At 31.6% G+C, this 17,103-nt stretch carries 16 protein-coding genes; 10 read left to right on the top strand and 6 right to left on the bottom strand.

The genetic code is table 11. From position 1 onward, the window contains the following. Positions 1-2: 2 nt before the first annotated feature. The gene (gene rpsL, locus LBP67_11005) at positions 3-386 is read right to left on the bottom strand and encodes a 30S ribosomal protein S12 (GenBank protein ID MDR2085510.1); all 384 of its coding nucleotides are present in this window, start codon (positions 384-386) and stop codon (positions 3-5) included. Positions 387-1,012: 626 nt separating this feature from the next. Between rpsL and LBP67_11000 the strand changes: the two genes are divergently transcribed. From LBP67_11000 to LBP67_10990, 3 genes are read left to right on the top strand one after another with little or no spacing between them, the layout of a single operon-like run. Further along, positions 1,013-2,146: a tail fiber domain-containing protein gene (locus LBP67_11000; GenBank protein ID MDR2085509.1), complete on the top strand. Its 1,134-nt coding sequence runs from the start codon at positions 1,013-1,015 to the stop codon at positions 2,144-2,146. 45 nt (positions 2,147-2,191) lie between these two features. Then, complete coding sequence (locus tag LBP67_10995; protein ID MDR2085508.1) at positions 2,192-3,277, top strand: hypothetical protein; 1,086 nt, start codon at positions 2,192-2,194, stop codon at positions 3,275-3,277. A 27-nt stretch (positions 3,278-3,304) separates the two neighbouring features. Next, positions 3,305-4,297, top strand: coding sequence for a T9SS type A sorting domain-containing protein (locus LBP67_10990; GenBank protein ID MDR2085507.1), 993 nt, complete (start codon positions 3,305-3,307; stop codon positions 4,295-4,297). A gap of 94 nt (positions 4,298-4,391) precedes the next feature. Here LBP67_10990 and rplI read toward each other — a convergent pair whose 3' ends face one another. From rplI to rpsF, 3 genes are read right to left on the bottom strand one after another with little or no spacing between them, the layout of a single operon-like run. Then, entirely contained in the window at positions 4,392-4,847 is a 456-nt protein-coding gene (rplI, locus tag LBP67_10985; GenBank protein MDR2085506.1) for a 50S ribosomal protein L9, read from the bottom strand. Positions 4,848-4,859: 12 nt separating this feature from the next. Beyond that, the gene (gene rpsR / locus LBP67_10980; protein MDR2085505.1) at positions 4,860-5,129 is read right to left on the bottom strand and encodes a 30S ribosomal protein S18; all 270 of its coding nucleotides are present in this window, start codon (positions 5,127-5,129) and stop codon (positions 4,860-4,862) included. A gap of 18 nt (positions 5,130-5,147) precedes the next feature. Beyond that, on the bottom strand, positions 5,148-5,525 hold the full coding sequence (gene rpsF, locus LBP67_10975) for a 30S ribosomal protein S6 (GenBank protein MDR2085504.1): 378 nt from the start codon (positions 5,523-5,525) through the stop codon (positions 5,148-5,150). Between the two features lie 336 nt (positions 5,526-5,861). Here rpsF and LBP67_10970 point away from each other — a divergent pair, with 336 nt between their 5' ends. Further along, complete coding sequence (locus LBP67_10970; protein MDR2085503.1) at positions 5,862-6,977, top strand: GNAT family N-acetyltransferase; 1,116 nt, start codon at positions 5,862-5,864, stop codon at positions 6,975-6,977. A 69-nt stretch (positions 6,978-7,046) separates the two neighbouring features. Here LBP67_10970 and pepE read toward each other — a convergent pair whose 3' ends face one another. Together pepE and LBP67_10960 are read right to left on the bottom strand one after the other, a co-directional pair. Continuing rightward, complete coding sequence (gene pepE / locus LBP67_10965; protein ID MDR2085502.1) at positions 7,047-7,850, bottom strand: dipeptidase PepE; 804 nt, start codon at positions 7,848-7,850, stop codon at positions 7,047-7,049. Positions 7,851-7,888: 38 nt separating this feature from the next. Then, positions 7,889-8,575, bottom strand: a complete 687-nt coding sequence (locus LBP67_10960) for an ATP-binding cassette domain-containing protein (protein MDR2085501.1) — start codon at positions 8,573-8,575, stop codon at positions 7,889-7,891. 580 nt (positions 8,576-9,155) lie between these two features. On the opposite strand from LBP67_10960, the gene LBP67_10955 reads away from it, so the two are divergent. The 6 genes from LBP67_10955 to LBP67_10930 all read left to right on the top strand — a co-directional run bounded on the left by LBP67_10955 (position 9,156) and on the right by LBP67_10930 (position 17,038). After that, a complete protein-coding gene (locus LBP67_10955) occupies positions 9,156-9,488 on the top strand; it encodes a hypothetical protein (protein MDR2085500.1) in 333 nt (110 codons plus the stop codon). Between the two features lie 14 nt (positions 9,489-9,502). Next, entirely contained in the window at positions 9,503-9,874 is a 372-nt protein-coding gene (locus LBP67_10950; GenBank protein MDR2085499.1) for a hypothetical protein, read from the top strand. 70 nt (positions 9,875-9,944) lie between these two features. Next, positions 9,945-11,807 (top strand): hypothetical protein, encoded by a 1,863-nt coding sequence (locus tag LBP67_10945; GenBank protein ID MDR2085498.1) that lies wholly within the window; start codon positions 9,945-9,947, stop codon positions 11,805-11,807. A 721-nt stretch (positions 11,808-12,528) separates the two neighbouring features. After that, positions 12,529-12,948, top strand: a complete 420-nt coding sequence (locus tag LBP67_10940; protein ID MDR2085497.1) for a hypothetical protein — start codon at positions 12,529-12,531, stop codon at positions 12,946-12,948. Positions 12,949-13,040: 92 nt separating this feature from the next. Then, positions 13,041-14,615, top strand: a complete 1,575-nt coding sequence (locus LBP67_10935) for a T9SS type A sorting domain-containing protein (GenBank protein ID MDR2085496.1) — start codon at positions 13,041-13,043, stop codon at positions 14,613-14,615. Between the two features lie 188 nt (positions 14,616-14,803). Then, positions 14,804-17,038 (top strand): DUF5686 family protein, encoded by a 2,235-nt coding sequence (locus tag LBP67_10930; GenBank protein ID MDR2085495.1) that lies wholly within the window; start codon positions 14,804-14,806, stop codon positions 17,036-17,038. Positions 17,039-17,103 lie beyond the last annotated feature (65 nt).

The following is a 17,103-nucleotide window of genomic DNA, read 5'->3' as shown; positions in this document are numbered from 1 at the left end:
TTTTATTTTTTTCCTGCTTTCGGTCGTTTTGCACCGTATTTTGAACGTCTTTGAGTTCTTCCTTCAACACCGCTTGTATCAAGAGCACCTCTTACAATATGATAACGAACACCTGGCAAATCTTTCACACGACCACCTCTGATAAGAACTATAGAGTGTTCTTGCAAATTATGACCTTCACCGGGAATATAAGCATTAACCTCTTTTTGATTGGTTAAACGAACCCTTGCAACTTTTCTCATTGCCGAATTCGGTTTTTTGGGTGTAGTAGTGTAAACCCTTACACAAACACCGCGACGTTGCGGACAAGAATCCAATGCAGGGCATTTACTCTTGTCAGTAAGTTTTTGACGACCTTTTCTAACTAATTGTTGTATTGTAGGCATACTAAATTTTTATTTTATCTTTTAAAATTATTTATCAAAATTTTTGTTAAAAATCTGGGAAACAGACAGATTGGGCGGGATAAGACTACATTCTGTGACCTTCTCACAGTTTGAAACCTATATTTGCCTTATCTTGTCAGGTTTCTCAAATTTAAGGAAAGTACTGAAACACAGCATAGATATTTCAACTTTCCAAATCAGGCTGCAAAGATATATTATTTTTTTTAAATGGAGCAAGTTTTTTGAAAAAAAATTATTAATCTGGGAAATTTTAGAAATAAATCTATTTTGAGGTGAATAGACGATTGGCTTATCAAAGCCGCCTAAGTTCAATTATAGCTTATAAATAAACACTCAAAAAATCATTAAGCAATAAAAATAATGTTCTAAAAAGACAACTAAATATATAAATAATAACTATCTTTGGCGAGTATTAATCGGTTATTCACTTACTTATAGGCATATTTAAGCAAAATTATACAGAAAAATAAGACAATGAATATAGAATTCACTACAAATTAATAATTTAAAAGTTAGGCCCGACACAAATAGGGTATTGAAAAATGAAAAAACAAAAATTGTTAGCCATTAGTAAAAAAACAGCTTTAATATCCATTTTAACCATATTGAGCATCATAACAAATGCCCAGATAATAAAAGCAACCGGAACTGTAGGCACAAGTTCGCAAGTTGATATAAATGCCCAAACCATAATTACCAATCTTCGAAACACGGATGGTGCATCTATTATCACAAGGAACTCTACTACTACATTGAGCAACGGATGCGATCTTATTTGGGGAGCTTTTTATCAGAATCAACCGAATAACCCAGGTATTTTTTCACTCATGTCCACTTCTGCCATTGCATGGTATAGCTGTTTTACCGTGAGGGCAAACGGAAATACAGGTATTTTTAATCCTAACCCAGGTGTAGCTTTGGAAATAGGTTCATCTAGTTCTATCAGGCAGCTTAAGGTTAATGGAAATATCGTTTTAGGTTCTGATATTAAGATGAAAGAAAATATTAAAGATCTTACAAATTCACTCGATTACCTAAAACGGCTACAAGGCGTGAGTTATAACATGATAGAAGAAGAAAAAGAAGAGAAGATTCCTGAAAAATTTCTGAATGAAAGTCCGGATATTATTGAATCTTTAAAATCTGAGATTAGTAAAGCTCCTAGAACAAATGAGTATTTGCTAAATAGACGTTTTTATGGTTTTATAGCACAAGACGTGCAAAAACTATTCCCTGATTTAGTTTATGCGGATGATGAAGGTATGTTATCTATTGATTATATAGGCATGATTCCTTTGCTTGTAACTGGGTTACAAGAACAGCAAAATATGATTGAGAATCAAAAGAAAGAAATAAACATTTTAAAAGAAACTTTAAATCTTTTGTACGAAACAGGAAAAGCTAATTTTATTGATGATATTGATAGTAAAAGCGCTCAGTCTCTTAACCTTGCTACTCAGGAGAATACCCATAATGAAGAGATGAAAGTTTATCAAAACGCCCCTAATCCTTTTAATATGAGTACTACTATTACATGCTATATTCCGCAAAAGATCAAAAAAGTGCAATTATGCGTGTACAATATGCAAGGTACCCAAATTAAATGCTTTACTGTTTCTGAACGTGGTACGGTAAATGTGATAATAGAATCCGGACAATTATCTTCAGGGACATATACTTATTTATTAATTGGAGATGGAAAAGCAAGCGAAGCTAAAATGATGATTGTTACTAACTAAACCAAAGTCATAACTATGAAAAGAATAATATTAATAGTTTTAATAATGTTGGGCAAGCACTTATTGTATGCTCAAGATGATTTATCGAATGTCCAATATAATAAATGTCTAACTTCTTTTGATAATTCCACAAATGAAGATAGGGAATCGGCTGCCTATCAATATGATCCTGATGGACCGGTAAAGGTAATTCGCGTAAACTTTCACTATTTTTTAAAGGATGATGGCACCGGCAATTTTAATGAAACGAGTGACAACTACTCAAATAGACCTTATAATGGGTATATGTACGCAGACGACATGGTAAAATGGTGCAATAGCCATTGGAATAGAAACGAGCTTCTTCAACACATGCCAAATCCTCCGGTTCCTGCGCTACAAAAAAAAATACAACTTCAGCTGTGTGGCGTATTTTTTCATAGAAATACCTCTGCTTATAATGAATATGTAAATTGTAGCTTTCCCCCTGATTCGTATTTAGAGAATTGTGAGATAATATCATCTGGAGAAGTCCTTAACATTTTCATTACAAAAGATGGAACTGGGGGCTGTTATAATGGTAGAATTAATATTTCTACCGGTTATTTAAACTATAAACGTTATATAGATCTAAATGATATATGGTTGTGTTCCCGTGTTTCCTCGCTTGTAAATCATGAGATTGGACATTTCCTAGGTTTGACATGGCATACAATTCAAGATTGTTGTGGAAATATGACTTCAAATTGTGATGGGATTGATGACACACCAACATACGGTTGGTTGAAAAATAATGGATATAATGATCCATGTTGTTGGAATTGTTCATCCGGTTCAAATAATTTAATGGATTATTGTGCTGGTCAAATAGCTTTGAGTCCGATGCAAATTTTTCGAATGCATGAGCGTATAGATGGCATTAAGCAATCTTATAGAAATTGTAAATATAAAACCCAATCTTTGAATATTACCGGTTTTACAACAAATAAGGCTTATATTGCAAAATACATTACAATTCCTTCTACAAGCAATATTGTGGTTGGAAATAATAGTGCCTTATTTATAAATGCAGAAGAAGTTATCATAAGTGGAGCATTAGAAGTGCAATCAGGCAGTGTTTTGAACATAGAAACAGCAACTTCTTGTAATTGAAATGTTTAACTTTAAAAATTATTTAACATGAATTCAAACAAATTTTCAAAAAAATATTTGATACTAATTTTTATATTAATATCACACATACAATTAACAGCCCAAGATAGTATAACATTCACATGGCAAAGTAGTCATCGAAGTATTGGCGCTAAACTTAGTTATGGAGAATTTGATATTAAAGCTACAAACGGCGAGCAATTTTCTATTAAATGGGGTGATGACTCTCCTATTGAAACAATAGTTGGTTTAGGCGACGCAAATATACATTTGTATCATAGTTATGACTATTATGATTATAGTTGTACAGTTACAATTGCTGCTTCCAATGCCGATTGTAAGTTTACTTATTTTGATTGCAATACTTATTTTGCTGATGATGTAGTATCTTTTCAAATAACCGGTTTATCAATAGAAGGTTGCTCAGATTTAGCATATTTATCCTGCCAGAACAACAGTCTAAAACTATCTGATTTATATGCAGCGCATTTAATTATAAAAGATCAAAGCGGAAAATTATTTGGCACTCAATTTTTGCCGTACCAACCTTTAACAGGTGGCACGTTGGTTGATTTTTCGGATCAAAACTTATTTGGAGGTGCAGAAACTGTTTTTGTTATATATAATGAATTTGAGCAAGCTACAATAGATATTGACTATACTATTGATAATGGCATTATTACTTTTATAAAGGATGGAGAATATCGCGTATACATGACTAATGATGCCATAATTACACATCCCGACTATACTGCTTTAGTAATAGCCGGATTTGATTTAACTAAGCCCGGTGGCATTTCAGAAAACCTTTCAGCAAATTTTAATATCTATCCTAATCCAACCAGTAACTATGTTTACATAGAAACAGGAAATGGAATTATCCCTGCAGTTAAAGTCTATTCTTTAAACGGCAGATTGTTACAGCAAATCAAAAATACGGAAATAGATTTGTCAAATTATCCAATGGGCTTTTATTTTTTGTCAATAGATGGGAAAACGGTTAAAGTCATAAAAAAATAAAATTATCAACATACTACGTCAAACAAAAAAATTGCGAGCTACTTTCGTAACCCGCAATTTCATATTTCAAAATATTTGTTGAAATTACACAGAATTATTCTGCTTCTTTCTCAACAACAATATTTACATTAGCCTTAACGTCTTTAAAAACATTTACAGTGGCAGTATATTCACCAAGTTCTTTAATACGATCTTCAGATAAATTAATTTGTTTTTTATCAACTTCGTATTTAAATTGTTCCTTAATTGCTTCTGCAATAGAAGCTGAAGTAACAGAACCGAAGATTTTACCTTCGTCAGTTGCTTTAACCGCTATCTTAACTGTAATATTATTTAATGCTTGAGCAAAATCGTTAGCATCCTTTATTTGTTTGTCTCTTTTATGAGATTGTTGCTTAACAACTTCGTCGCGAACTTTAATAGCTGAAGGAGTAGCAGTAATTGCCATCCCTTGGGGAATTAAATAATTTCTTGCGTAACCGGGTTTTACCGTAACCACATCATGCTCGTAACCGAGTCCTTGTACGTCTTGTTTTAAAATAATTTTCATAAAATCTCCTTCTTATTTCATTAAATCTGCAACATAAGGTAATATAGCAAGATGGCGGGCTCTTTTAACAGCCTGAGCAACTTTCTTTTGGAATTTATTAGATGTACCGGTAATTCTTCTCGGTAATATTTTTCCTTGTTCGTTTAAAAACTTCAAAAGGAAATCGGGATCTTTATAATCAATATATTTAATGCCTAATTTTTTAAAACGGCAATATTTTTTTCTTTTAACATCAACCGCAATTGGGGTTAAGTATTTTACATCATTATTTTGCATAGCCATAACAAATCAATTTTAAGGTTAAAGTTCAATTCTATCACCTGAAGGTTCTTTCACATCTTTAGCCGCAGCTTTTTTATCGCGTTTCTTTTGATTGTAAGCTATTGCATGTTTATCTAAAGAAATTGTTAAGAAACGTATAATACGTTCATCGCGTTTAAATTCGACTTCATAAGGCTTAATCACAGTCGGATCTACCTTGAATTCGAAAAGTTGATAAAAACCTGTACTTTTCTTTTGAATCGGATACGCTAATTTGCGTAATCCCCAATTCTCTTCATGTACAATTTCTGCTCCTTTTTCAGTCAGAAAATTTCTGAACTTCTTTACCGTTTCCTTCATCTGGTCTTCAGACAAAACGGGAGTCATAATGAAAACGGTTTCATACTGTCTTTGCATAGTACTCTGATAATTAATTAATATTTATTTTAATTTTTTTAAACAAAATCGGCTGCAAAAGTACAAAAACTTTTTGAATCGACAAATGTTTGAATGAAAAATTTATTTTTTGTTAATTAATAGTGTTCGTATTTCTATCATATAAAACACATCCGGCAAATAATTTACAGTTTCCAAAATCTTATTTAAATAATTTACTTATAATAATTTTAATTTGAAAATCAATATTTATTTCGCTACAAAAAACTTCACAGAAAGTTCCAAAACCGTATTATACATTTTTATTTGACTCTTTGAAACAATTCTTTATTACTATTTTTTCATTACTTTTGTACTATGGAAATTATAGAAGTAAAAACCAAAGATGAACGTAAAGAATTTGTTAATCTTCCTTTTGAAATTTACAAAAACAATAAATTTTGGATTCCGCAATTAAGCGGCGGTGAAATGAACATTCTTGACCCTGAAAAAAATCCATACCGCAGAACAGCTGATTCCAAATTCTGGATTGTCAAAAGAGACGGGAAAACCGTCGGTAGAATTGGTGCGATTATACCTCATCTGTACAATAAGAAAACGGGAGAAAATTACGGTAGAATAACCCGCCCGGAGTTTTTCGATGATAATGAAGCCGTAGATTTGCTTTTTAAAACTGCCGAAGATTGGATTATCTCTCAAGGAATGTCGGGTATAACCGGTCCGCTCGGATTTTCAAATATAGATACACAGGCTCTCCTCGTAGAAGGTTTTGATCAGGAGCCGTCGGTGGCATCGGTATATCATCTCCCCTATTATAAAAATCATTTCGAAAGATTAGGTTACGAAAAACTAATAGATTGGTTAGAATTTAATTTATTCCTTGAGAAAGAAATTCCGGAAAAAGCCGCACGATTATCTTCTATTGTCGGTGAAAGATACAAACTTCGCATCGAACAAATGAAAAGCAAAAAACAAATGCGAAAATACGGAAAGGAAATTTTTCAAGTGTTAAACGTAGCTTTCGACGATCTTTTTTCTTTTATTCCTTTTGATGATGAAATGATTAACCATATTCTCGACTCATATATTCCGGTAATAAATCCTGAATTCGTACATGTAGTTTTTAATGAAGAAAATGTAATTGTAGGTTTTATCATACCTGTTCCATCATTAACAAAAACCATGAGAATCGCCAATGGAAAATTAAATTTAAGGGCTCTCATTTCATTGATCAGAAGCAGAAAACACAATGATACCATTGACCTCTTTCTCACCGGCGTACATCCCGAATACCAAAGCAAAGGGGTTCCCAGCATGCTTATCACGGAGGTTTATAAACGCTGCATTGCCAGAGAAATATATACTGTAGATACAACAGGAATGATTGAAACCAACCAAAAAGCCATTCAGAATTGGAAAAGTTTTAATCATGTGATGAATAAGCGGAAGAGATGCTATATTAAACTTTATTAAGGTTTTTATACCTTAACAAAATAGAGTCAAAAATAACTTCTATGATTTTTGTCTTTGTGACTTCGGTATTTACAATACTTTAGCCACATTCTCGGCATCCACTTCTACGGCAGGTTTTCCAAATTCGAAAATTCTCAATGTGTAAGGTCCCGGTTTCGAGTCTTTATCTTTGAATTTAAACATTAGCTTACCGTTCTCAATATGCAGCAAACATCTTTCACGCAAGCCGACAACTTTTATATTTCTATTAACGGTTAAAAATTCCATAATACGTTCTTCACGGGTTTCGCCGCCATGACCTTCAGGATTTGCATCAAGGTAATGCGGATTTATTTGGAACGGGATTAGATTCATACCTTCAAAGCTTTCAGGCTCAATTATAGGCATATCGTTTGTGGTTTTTATAGTCGGACAAGCAATATTGGAGCCGGCACTCCAACCCATGTACGGCATTCCGTTAGCGGCGCGCTCTTTAATCGCATCCATCAATCCCAAGCGATGTAATTCATTAACAAGAAAGAAAGTATTTCCGCCACCTACAGCAATTGCTTCCGCTTTCATCACGGCTTCTATCGGGCGGGGTTCTTTGTGAACAGAATAAATTTCAACACCGAATTTTGCATAAACATCTTTCACTCTTGCTTCGTAAACATCATATGATTTTTGTATGCTCTCGGAATTAAGGTTTACACCTGCAAACGGTACAAATAAAACTTTTTTCACATTATGTTTTTGGCAAAAATTCTTAATAAATTCATATGGCCAAAGCAAATATCTGCTTTCTCCGAATTCTTCTCTATAATCACCTTTAGGAATCGGATTTTTTTCAGGGTCTGTGGAGTTGCTTATAAGCAATAAATTCATTTTATTCATATCTATTTTTTTGATTAATATTTCTTTACTTAATGTTTTTATAATGAAAAATCGGCATAGAAGATTTTACCGTCGACACATTTTAATATTTTGCCCGGAAATTTTCTGAATAATGAATAAACATGTGTTGCCATTAAAACAGCAGTTCCTTGTTCATTAATATTCATCAATACTTTCATTATCTCTTCGGAAGTTTCGGGATCTAAACTTCCCGTGGGTTCATCGGCCAGAATCAATTTCGGACTATTAAGAATTGCTCTTGCAATTGCAACTCTTTGTTTTTCTCCGTCAGAAAGCGATGCAGGTTTTTTATCGCGCTTATTGTAAAGTCCGACAAGATTTAACACGGTTTCCGCTCTTTCGGTCATAAGCTTTTTATCTGTCCAACCAGTTGATTTCATTGCAAATTCCAAATTTTTTTCAATATCTCTATCGGGCAGCAATTGAAAATCTTGAAATACTATTCCGAGTTCTCTGCGCAGGAAAGGTATTTCACGGTGCTTAATATTTAAAAGATCGAACCCTAAGACACTGGCTTTATTCCCCTTGACATCAATATCGCTATATAAACCTTTCAAAAAAGTACTTTTTCCCGAACCTGTTTTTCCAACTAAATAAACAAATTCGCCTTTGTTTAGAGTGAAAGTAATATCGGTAAGAAAATCCTCACCATCGCGTCCGATAGATATGGATTCCAAATTTATAAGCACATCATTATTTTGCATCGAATTATTTTTCTGCAAATTTAATAGATAAATTCGATTAAATTTATAAAAACGTGTTAAAGAAATATATTAATGAAAAGAGAAAGGCATAAAATAGACAAATTCAAACAAAGCTTAAAATATTAAGTTATTATTTTTTCGATTATAATATATGACTAAAACAGATAAAATTAAAAAATATCATATTTATTCCTTTTTTTTCTTATAAAATTGTCTATTATTGTTTTTTTTGTATATTTGCGCAAATATTACATATATGTTACATCATAAAAAAGAACGGCTTTCTCAATTTTTTTGTACGTATTATAGAATGATTTATTGCACTATGCGTAATACACTAAATGTATTACACACCTCCTCTGAACAGCTATGGAACAACATAATAACAATTTACACAAGACATATACTTGTTCTACCAGCATGGTTAGTCTCACTTCACGATGTTTGGTTTTTATGCAAAACAAACTTGTCCTTATTTATCCGTTGCAATTCGTTTTTCTTGTATTGTAACGGATAAAAACAACCATTATTAAAGTTGAATTTAAGAAAAAACATTTATTAATCTTAAAAAAATATTATTATGTTAAATATTAAGAAAAAATTAAGAAATGCAACGGTAGTATTAATTATATTATTTTCATTTATCGGGTCTTCTTATGCCGGTCCGGTTGTCATTACTATTTATGGTAAAGGCGGTGCAACCGGAACTTCAGGCAGCGGAGGTACTGAAGTAAAAGTATGCACACAAGCAGGTGATGCCGTCTGTGCAACAGTTACAATCGAGCTGCCCATAAAGGAAAATTCATCTGACAATGATAATACGATTGTAACAATTTATACTTATGAGGATAATAAAACATACTACATTCCATTAAATCAGTTGATTGTACCGGAAAATAATACTTCTGATTAAAATATAAATCTATTATGAAGAAAATTATTTTATTTATAATTTTTGGATTGTTCATATCGGTCCTAGATTCTTATGCACAAGAGCCGGAATATATTCAAGTACATCTTTACGGCCGAGCAGGTGCAACATTTAATCCAAGTGGAGACATAAAGTTGTGTCCCGGTTTCAGGTTTAATATTTGCGCAACAATTGAAGGAAAACTAAAGGATATATGGAATCTCCTTTTTAACAGCGGCCCTAATTTCCCTGTAGTGGTTATTACTTATGATGAATTAGGACAAATCTGTGAAACATCAATTATGAATGGAGATATTATTTCTCCTCATAGATTTGATTCCGAATCATCCATTATGGAAATAACGGGCGACGATATAATTTTAAAGTAGCGGTTTTAGACCAACTGAATGATTTTAATTCAGTTGGTCTTTTTTTATAAAATATCAAATGAAGCACAAAATGAACGCACACAAATTAAACAGCCTTTTTATTTTGATTATGGCTCTTCTTGTAAAAACATATTCATCTGCTCAACCTGCAGACAATTATGAAAAAAATAATCAAGACACACAACTGTTGTATTATCTGCATCAAAAGGTAGGAACTGAAGAACAATTACAAAATTACATTAGTACTATTATAAAAAACAAAAAAGATAATATTGATACATTATCCGATATATACATAAACTTTATCCCGCCAATGCGTTGTCCGAGATGTGAAGGTTTACTTATTACGTACAATAACATGCTCAAAATAGCGACGCAAGATAGCGCTGTTATTATCAATGTGTTACTTTACAAAAAGCCTCATGCACTTCAGAAATACATTAACAGACAAAACTTTCCCGGCGATTTTTTGTTCATAGATACTTCCGATAATATTTACAATATATTCACATCAAATAATAATGACAAACTATTAGTACCATTTGTTACTAAAATATCCATTCCAAATGGAAGGTTAATAACTGCAAAACCAACACTTGGAATGACTTTGGATAGTTTGCTAATTGAGCAAATGATTAATGAAATCATGTTTGAACCACTTCATAGTATTAATGAAAACCTTGATTTATCATTAACAGCGAAAACTTCCAATAATCTCACAAATACCGAACGCTGGATCGAAAGTCTCTCAATTACAATCAACAAGCAACCCTTACTTCCATACGATTCTTGTATAATACCTGATGTCCATGCATTACCCGAACTTAATTCATTTCAAATCAATCATACAGGGAACGAATTATTAATAAGTGATTTTTTATCAAATTCTTTTATATTGTATTCAAAAGAGCAAAATAACTGGGCAAATCCCACCCCATTGTCGCCTAATATCGAAGAAAAAACAATGTTTATTGAAAGCGGTCTTGACACGTCCTATGTATATTATTACTTAAGAGATGCAAATGTATTAGTTTCAATGTATTTAGAGGCATCATTTACAAAATCAAATCAATATATTTTTGCCTCACTTCCAAGATTAGAATGGAGCGGACTATCTAATATTACATATTATAATATGCCTATATGTTTGATAAAAAACAAAAACGCCGAAACCATTCGCTTTTTTTTATTAGATTCAATAGCTGAGTTGGAATCCGATAAGTTATTGAAATTAGGATACTCATTTTCACATCCGACAGGTCTCTACTTTGAGGAGGATAGTTTATTTGTATTTCAGATTCAAAAAGGATGGCCTGTTATCGGGTCTGAAGCTTTGCCACAAATTGATAACATTTCGGACAATCCATTTCTAAATGAATTCTATACTCCACAATTACAAACAATTATGTTATACAATCATTACACAAACTCATATGTTTTGGCCGCCCCTTTAGACCCAATTTATGAAAAACATAAATTAGGTTATTATTATTCCACACCTATAGTAAAGAAATTTGATGAAATATATTATGTTGGTGATAAACATACGGGTAAGATACTACAATTATCTCATGATTATGTTTCAACCGACTTAGTTTGCGATATATTCATGCTTGATACAGTAATAAAACAAATGCACTTTAGTGAAGATATTGCATATATAGAATCATATAAAATTTATTTTGATAAATGGCTTAAAGATTTCGTAGTAATAAACGATTCATTTTATACAATCATATCAGACATTGAAAATAATTATTTGATTGAAATAAAAGATAACCATCCGTGTCGTATTCAAAGCTTTCCCAAATATTACAGAGGCTTAAAAATAGCAAACATGCAATTTGGCTATAATGAACAAAATGAGCATGTAGTATATGGCTTATATCAGGATAACCTGAATGCGGTAATTTATACTTTTGATTTTAAATAATATCGGAGCTACATATTTTGTAGAATAGTATTTGTATTCGAATATTATGAAATGACTATTCCTTAATGTCTGCAACAGTTGTTAACATACACAATAAAATGTATCTATTCCAACATGGAAATCAAAATATTATTTCCCATCGAAGTTACAATTTATAAAAACGTGTTAAAGAAATATATTAATGAAAAGAGAAAGACATAAAATAGACAAATTCAAACAAAGCTTAAAATATAAAGTTATTATTTTTTCGATTATAATATATGATTAAAACAGATAAAATTAAAAAATATCATATTTATTTCTTTTTTTTCTTATAAAATTGTCTATTATTGTTTTTTTTGTATCTTTGCGAAGATATTTACATTTAATGTTAAACACAATCTTATTTCGGAATGAGTTCGAACGTCTCTCACATTGATAACAAAATAAAAATGTTATTATTTATTTATCCGGCATATTGTTTAACAAATACTGCCATGTCTTTGCTTATTTACGGCAAACCAAACACTTATATATACTTAACAATATTTTTGGCAGTATATCTATGTATTTTAAATAATATTTGGTTTTTATGCAAAACTAATTTGGGCAAAGTAGGATCATATTAGCGGAAGCCGATTTATTGTATTGGCAATCACCTGCTATTGTGATTTTAAACCCTTTGTGATAAACAAATTCATTTAAATAATACGTAAAATAGTAACTTCAAAAAAGTAAAACAATGAAAAGAATATTTACCAAATTAATAATATTGACAGGATTAATGTTTCTATCAATGGGTGCGTTTGCACAGGTAACAACTGTTAAATTTGATGAGTTTCCGAATATTTCGGATTATTCATCTACATACAAAGTGTTTGTTCATATAAAAACCACATGGTATATCGGAACAGAAGAATCTTTTTACAGTTCTGTTGGGATGTGGAGTGTTGATGGGATATCTACTTCCATCCCTATTCAATTTGCAGGCCCTCCCGAACAAATAACCCAAATAACACATACTCATGTTGAATTAATTTTCAATGAGGGTATTTGCGGAACAAGTAATACTTTTCCGGGTTTTGCGGAAATAGTTCGTTGTAAAAGTGATTTTCCAACTACAACATGGTGGTACAGAAATTCCGGCGGAACAAATTATTAACCCGATAAATGTGTACAAAAAGCACTTTCAGCCTTTTGTACACATTTTAACTTTATTAATATTTTTTTATAATTATTTAAATATCAATTATCATGATTTCAAAAAGAAACTATTTTATAATCATCCTTGTATTCTCAAGTATCTTTTTAAATGCACAAGTATTGTTTGAAAATGCTTCCGTGCGCAATAAAATTAATTATTCCCTTCCGGAAGAAAGAGTAAAAATAGATTTGAGCAAATCACCGGGCGCCGCTCTTAATTTACAGTTAAATAAATCTAATTTAAAAACAAATAACGGATGGTATCCTAAAAAGGGTGAAATATATTTTGTCTCCGAAACCGAAATTGCGGGATACTCATATTATGAAGTATCCGGAGATGGTTTATTGGATAAAAAAATTTCGGTTTATGATCATCCGGACTTTTATGATTCAACTGTTATTGTTATGAACCGTACGCAATATTCTAAAGGAAAGGATTTATATGATACTGTTTACAATTATTATAAAAAACCAGATGGGACTTATGTTTCAGATAAACGTACTACATATTCATATCATTATTTTGATCATTTCGAAGGTGATTCTTTATTTTTTGAAGAAATAACACAGTATTGGGATAACACAGATAAACAATGGATTAATTATTATAAAATTAAATTCGGTTACCATGACACTTTAGTACAATTTAATAATCGGACATCAATATATACGTACGGCGATAATAATACATGGAAGTTATACGACTATTGGTATGATTCAATAAGTTATAACAATAAAGGATTTGTTGACTCATTATATAGAATTATAAATAACGGCATCACCAGTAATTGTACTTATAAAGTAGGTTTTACAAATGATGAACAAGGTCGCTATACGCATGTAAGGCATTATATGAAGCAAGGAAATATTTGGACAGAAGTAGGTGTAAGTTATGATGTTACTTGGATAGAATGGAACGGATTCATGTTCGGAGATGAAAGAGCTATCGGAAAAGAATTACTCAGTCCATACAAACGTTCAAAAGTTAATTCTTACTATAGGGAACGTACAAGTACAGGAGGTAAATCATTTTATAAAAAATTATGGGATATAGACGGTACCTTATCCAATAGTGACGGCCAATATTTTCTAATAGACGAACAATTATATCCTGCCGATGTATTTAAAAATTGCTACAATAAACATGGCGATTTTATTGAATGGATAAACGAATCTTATTCTGAACCGGATGAAAACGGAAATCAGAGATTAATAACATTTAGCACTATTCTTGATAAATACTCTTTCGATGAAACATACGGGAAGACCGGATGTATGCAATATTTGATCAATTTATTAAATGACGGCACAATTGATACTGCATTTTACTACGGCGAAAAATATACCGAATTTGCTTACTTTGAATCTATTCAGGAATATCCGCAAAAAACAATTCAACCTTTAATAATTGCTCCTAATCCGGCTTCAGGTATTGTAAATATTTCGGCACAGGAAGAAATAATTCAGCTAAATATTTTCAGCATCACAGGAAAATTAGTAAACAAACAATATCCTGTAAGCAACCAAGTTACTTTCGATGTCGGAATTTTGCCGAAAGGAATTTATAATGTTCAGGCAATATTTGAAAGCGGCAATCTGCAAACAGGAAAATTAGTTGTAGAATAAATATTCACAATAATAATTGAGTATTTTAAGTATTTACTTAATTATATTATAGTTAATTATCACTAAAGATATTTTAAAATATTATCTGGATAATACTTTTAAGGCTTTATATATCTATAAATCAAGGGCGAAAAAACAATTGCAAAACTAAGGAATTAGTTTTATTTTTGCGGAAAATTTACTCTTACATGAAGAAATCCTTAAATATTTTTACTTCCTTTCTTTTTATCTTTATCTCCACTTTATCCGCACAAGAAATTCCCGACTCACTAAGAATTGATAAAGAAGTTGATATTTCCGGCATTGAAGTAGTAGCCGAAAGGAATCCTGCATATTATATAATGGAAAAAACGCTTGCAAAGAAAAATCAAAACAATTACGAAAAATATAAATCTTATTCTTATGTTGCTTATGATAAATTATATATTCCTATAGAAACTGATTCTATAGAAAATTTAATTGAAGATGATGCAAATTTAGTTAAGATGTTTGATGAAATGTATCTATTCTTTATGGAAAGCATTTCACAAGGTAAATTCATGTCACCGGATTTAAAAAAAGAAACCGTTACAGCCTCACAAATTTCCGGCATTAAAGACCCTGTCATCGATTTTATTATAGCACAGATGAATATAAACTCTTTTTACAGCGACTATATAAATGTTTTCGATGCCAAGTATCTTTCGCCTTTAAATAAAGAATCTATTCTTACTTGGAAGTCAAAATATTATTTCAATATTGAAGATACAATTTATAAAAATCCCGTTGATACGATTTTTATAATTTCTTTTCGTCCGGTACTTTCAAGTGTTTTCTCAGGATTAAGCGGAACATTGCACATTAACTCAAGTCATTGGGCCCTTGAAGAAATTCAAGCTAAGATATATGAACGCAATGATGATGAAAAAAAATTCTTTAATATTGATTTTTTTCAGAAATTTGAATTTTTGCATGATACTTTATGGTTCCCTACTTATACGAAAATCGATTTAATACTTTCCGGTCTTAGTTTTTCTTCAAACGAGACTTCAATCTATCCATATATTCGAAACGAGCGATATATGTATAATGTTGAGTTTGATTCGGATATTCGTAAACGTGATTTCAATAATATCCAATATTCGGTTGACCCGAATGCTTATTATAAAAATGAAAAGTATTGGGAAGAAAACCGTTATGTTGAACTCGACAACAAGGCAAATACAACTTACACGGTTTTGGATAGTCTTGATAAAGAAATCAATCTCACACGCAAGATAGATTTTATGACATCATTGATTTACGGAAAATATTCATTATGGAAGTTTGATTTACTGTTAAATCATATTATTAATTATAATCAGTATGAAGGTTTTTCATTAGGTTTAGGCGCCGAAACCAATCATCGTTTATCTAAAGTTTTTAAAGTGGGAGGATATTATCGTTACGGATTTAGAGACAAAGCGTCAAAGTGGGGCGCATATACCCAAATCAGATTACACAGAGAAAGCGACTGGTTATTAGACCTTTCCTACACTAACGATTTAAATGAAGCCGGCGGAAAACATGTAAACAATAATATATCATTACTTAATCCCGATTACTTCAGGAATTATTTGATAGACAGAATGGATATGGTTAGAAGTATTAAAGCCGAAACGTCTCTGATGGCTTTCAAACATTTCCGCTTTGCGTTGGGATTGAGAATGGACAGGAAGACTCCTTGTTATGATTATTCATTTAAAGGAAATGAAACCGATTCTTATTACGATTTCACAATCGCACATCTTGGAGTTCGATTTGCGTTCAAAGAAAAGTTTATTACAAGTAAATACGGCTTAACTTCGCTCGGCACAAAATTTCCTATTGTTGAACTTGATTATGAACGCGGGTTAAGCGGCTTCTTAAACGGCAAATATAATTTCAATAAAATCCGACTAAGCATCGACGGTAAAGTTCATATTAAAGATAATTACAGATTTTGTTTTTATATTGAAAGCGGTTTTGTTGACGCCGATTTACCATATACGGAATTATTCAATAGTTTAGGTGCATATTACAAATTTACGTTATTCTCCCCCGCTTCCTTTACAACCATGAGATTGAACGAATTTGTTTCAGACAAATATCTTGCAGTATTTTTAAGATTTGATTTTGTGAAGTTCTTTGAAACGGGAATAAAATCTTTTAATCCGAAGCCTTCAATATGCTTTAATTACGGATTAGGAACTTTGGATAAAAATAAAATAGGAAGTCACTCGGAAATAGAAATAAAAACTATGGAAAAAGGTTACTATGAAGCCGGTATTATTATAAACAGCATATTAGACATTAATTTTTACAATATAGGTTTTGGAGTTTTCTATCGATTCGGGCCGTATTCCATGCCCAAGGTTGGTGAGAATTTTGCGTATAAATTAACTTTGTCGTTTCCGATAATGTAAATGAGATTTCTATTTCGTTCCGAATGAATACTTCAAACCGGCAATATTAAACTCAAACTCGGAAT

It is taken from the genome of Bacteroidales bacterium, assembly GCA_031276035.1.
In the GTDB taxonomy this organism is placed as follows: Bacteria; Bacteroidota; Bacteroidia; order Bacteroidales; family BM520; genus RGIG7150.
This window is presented reverse-complemented; position numbering and strand designations above follow the sequence as displayed.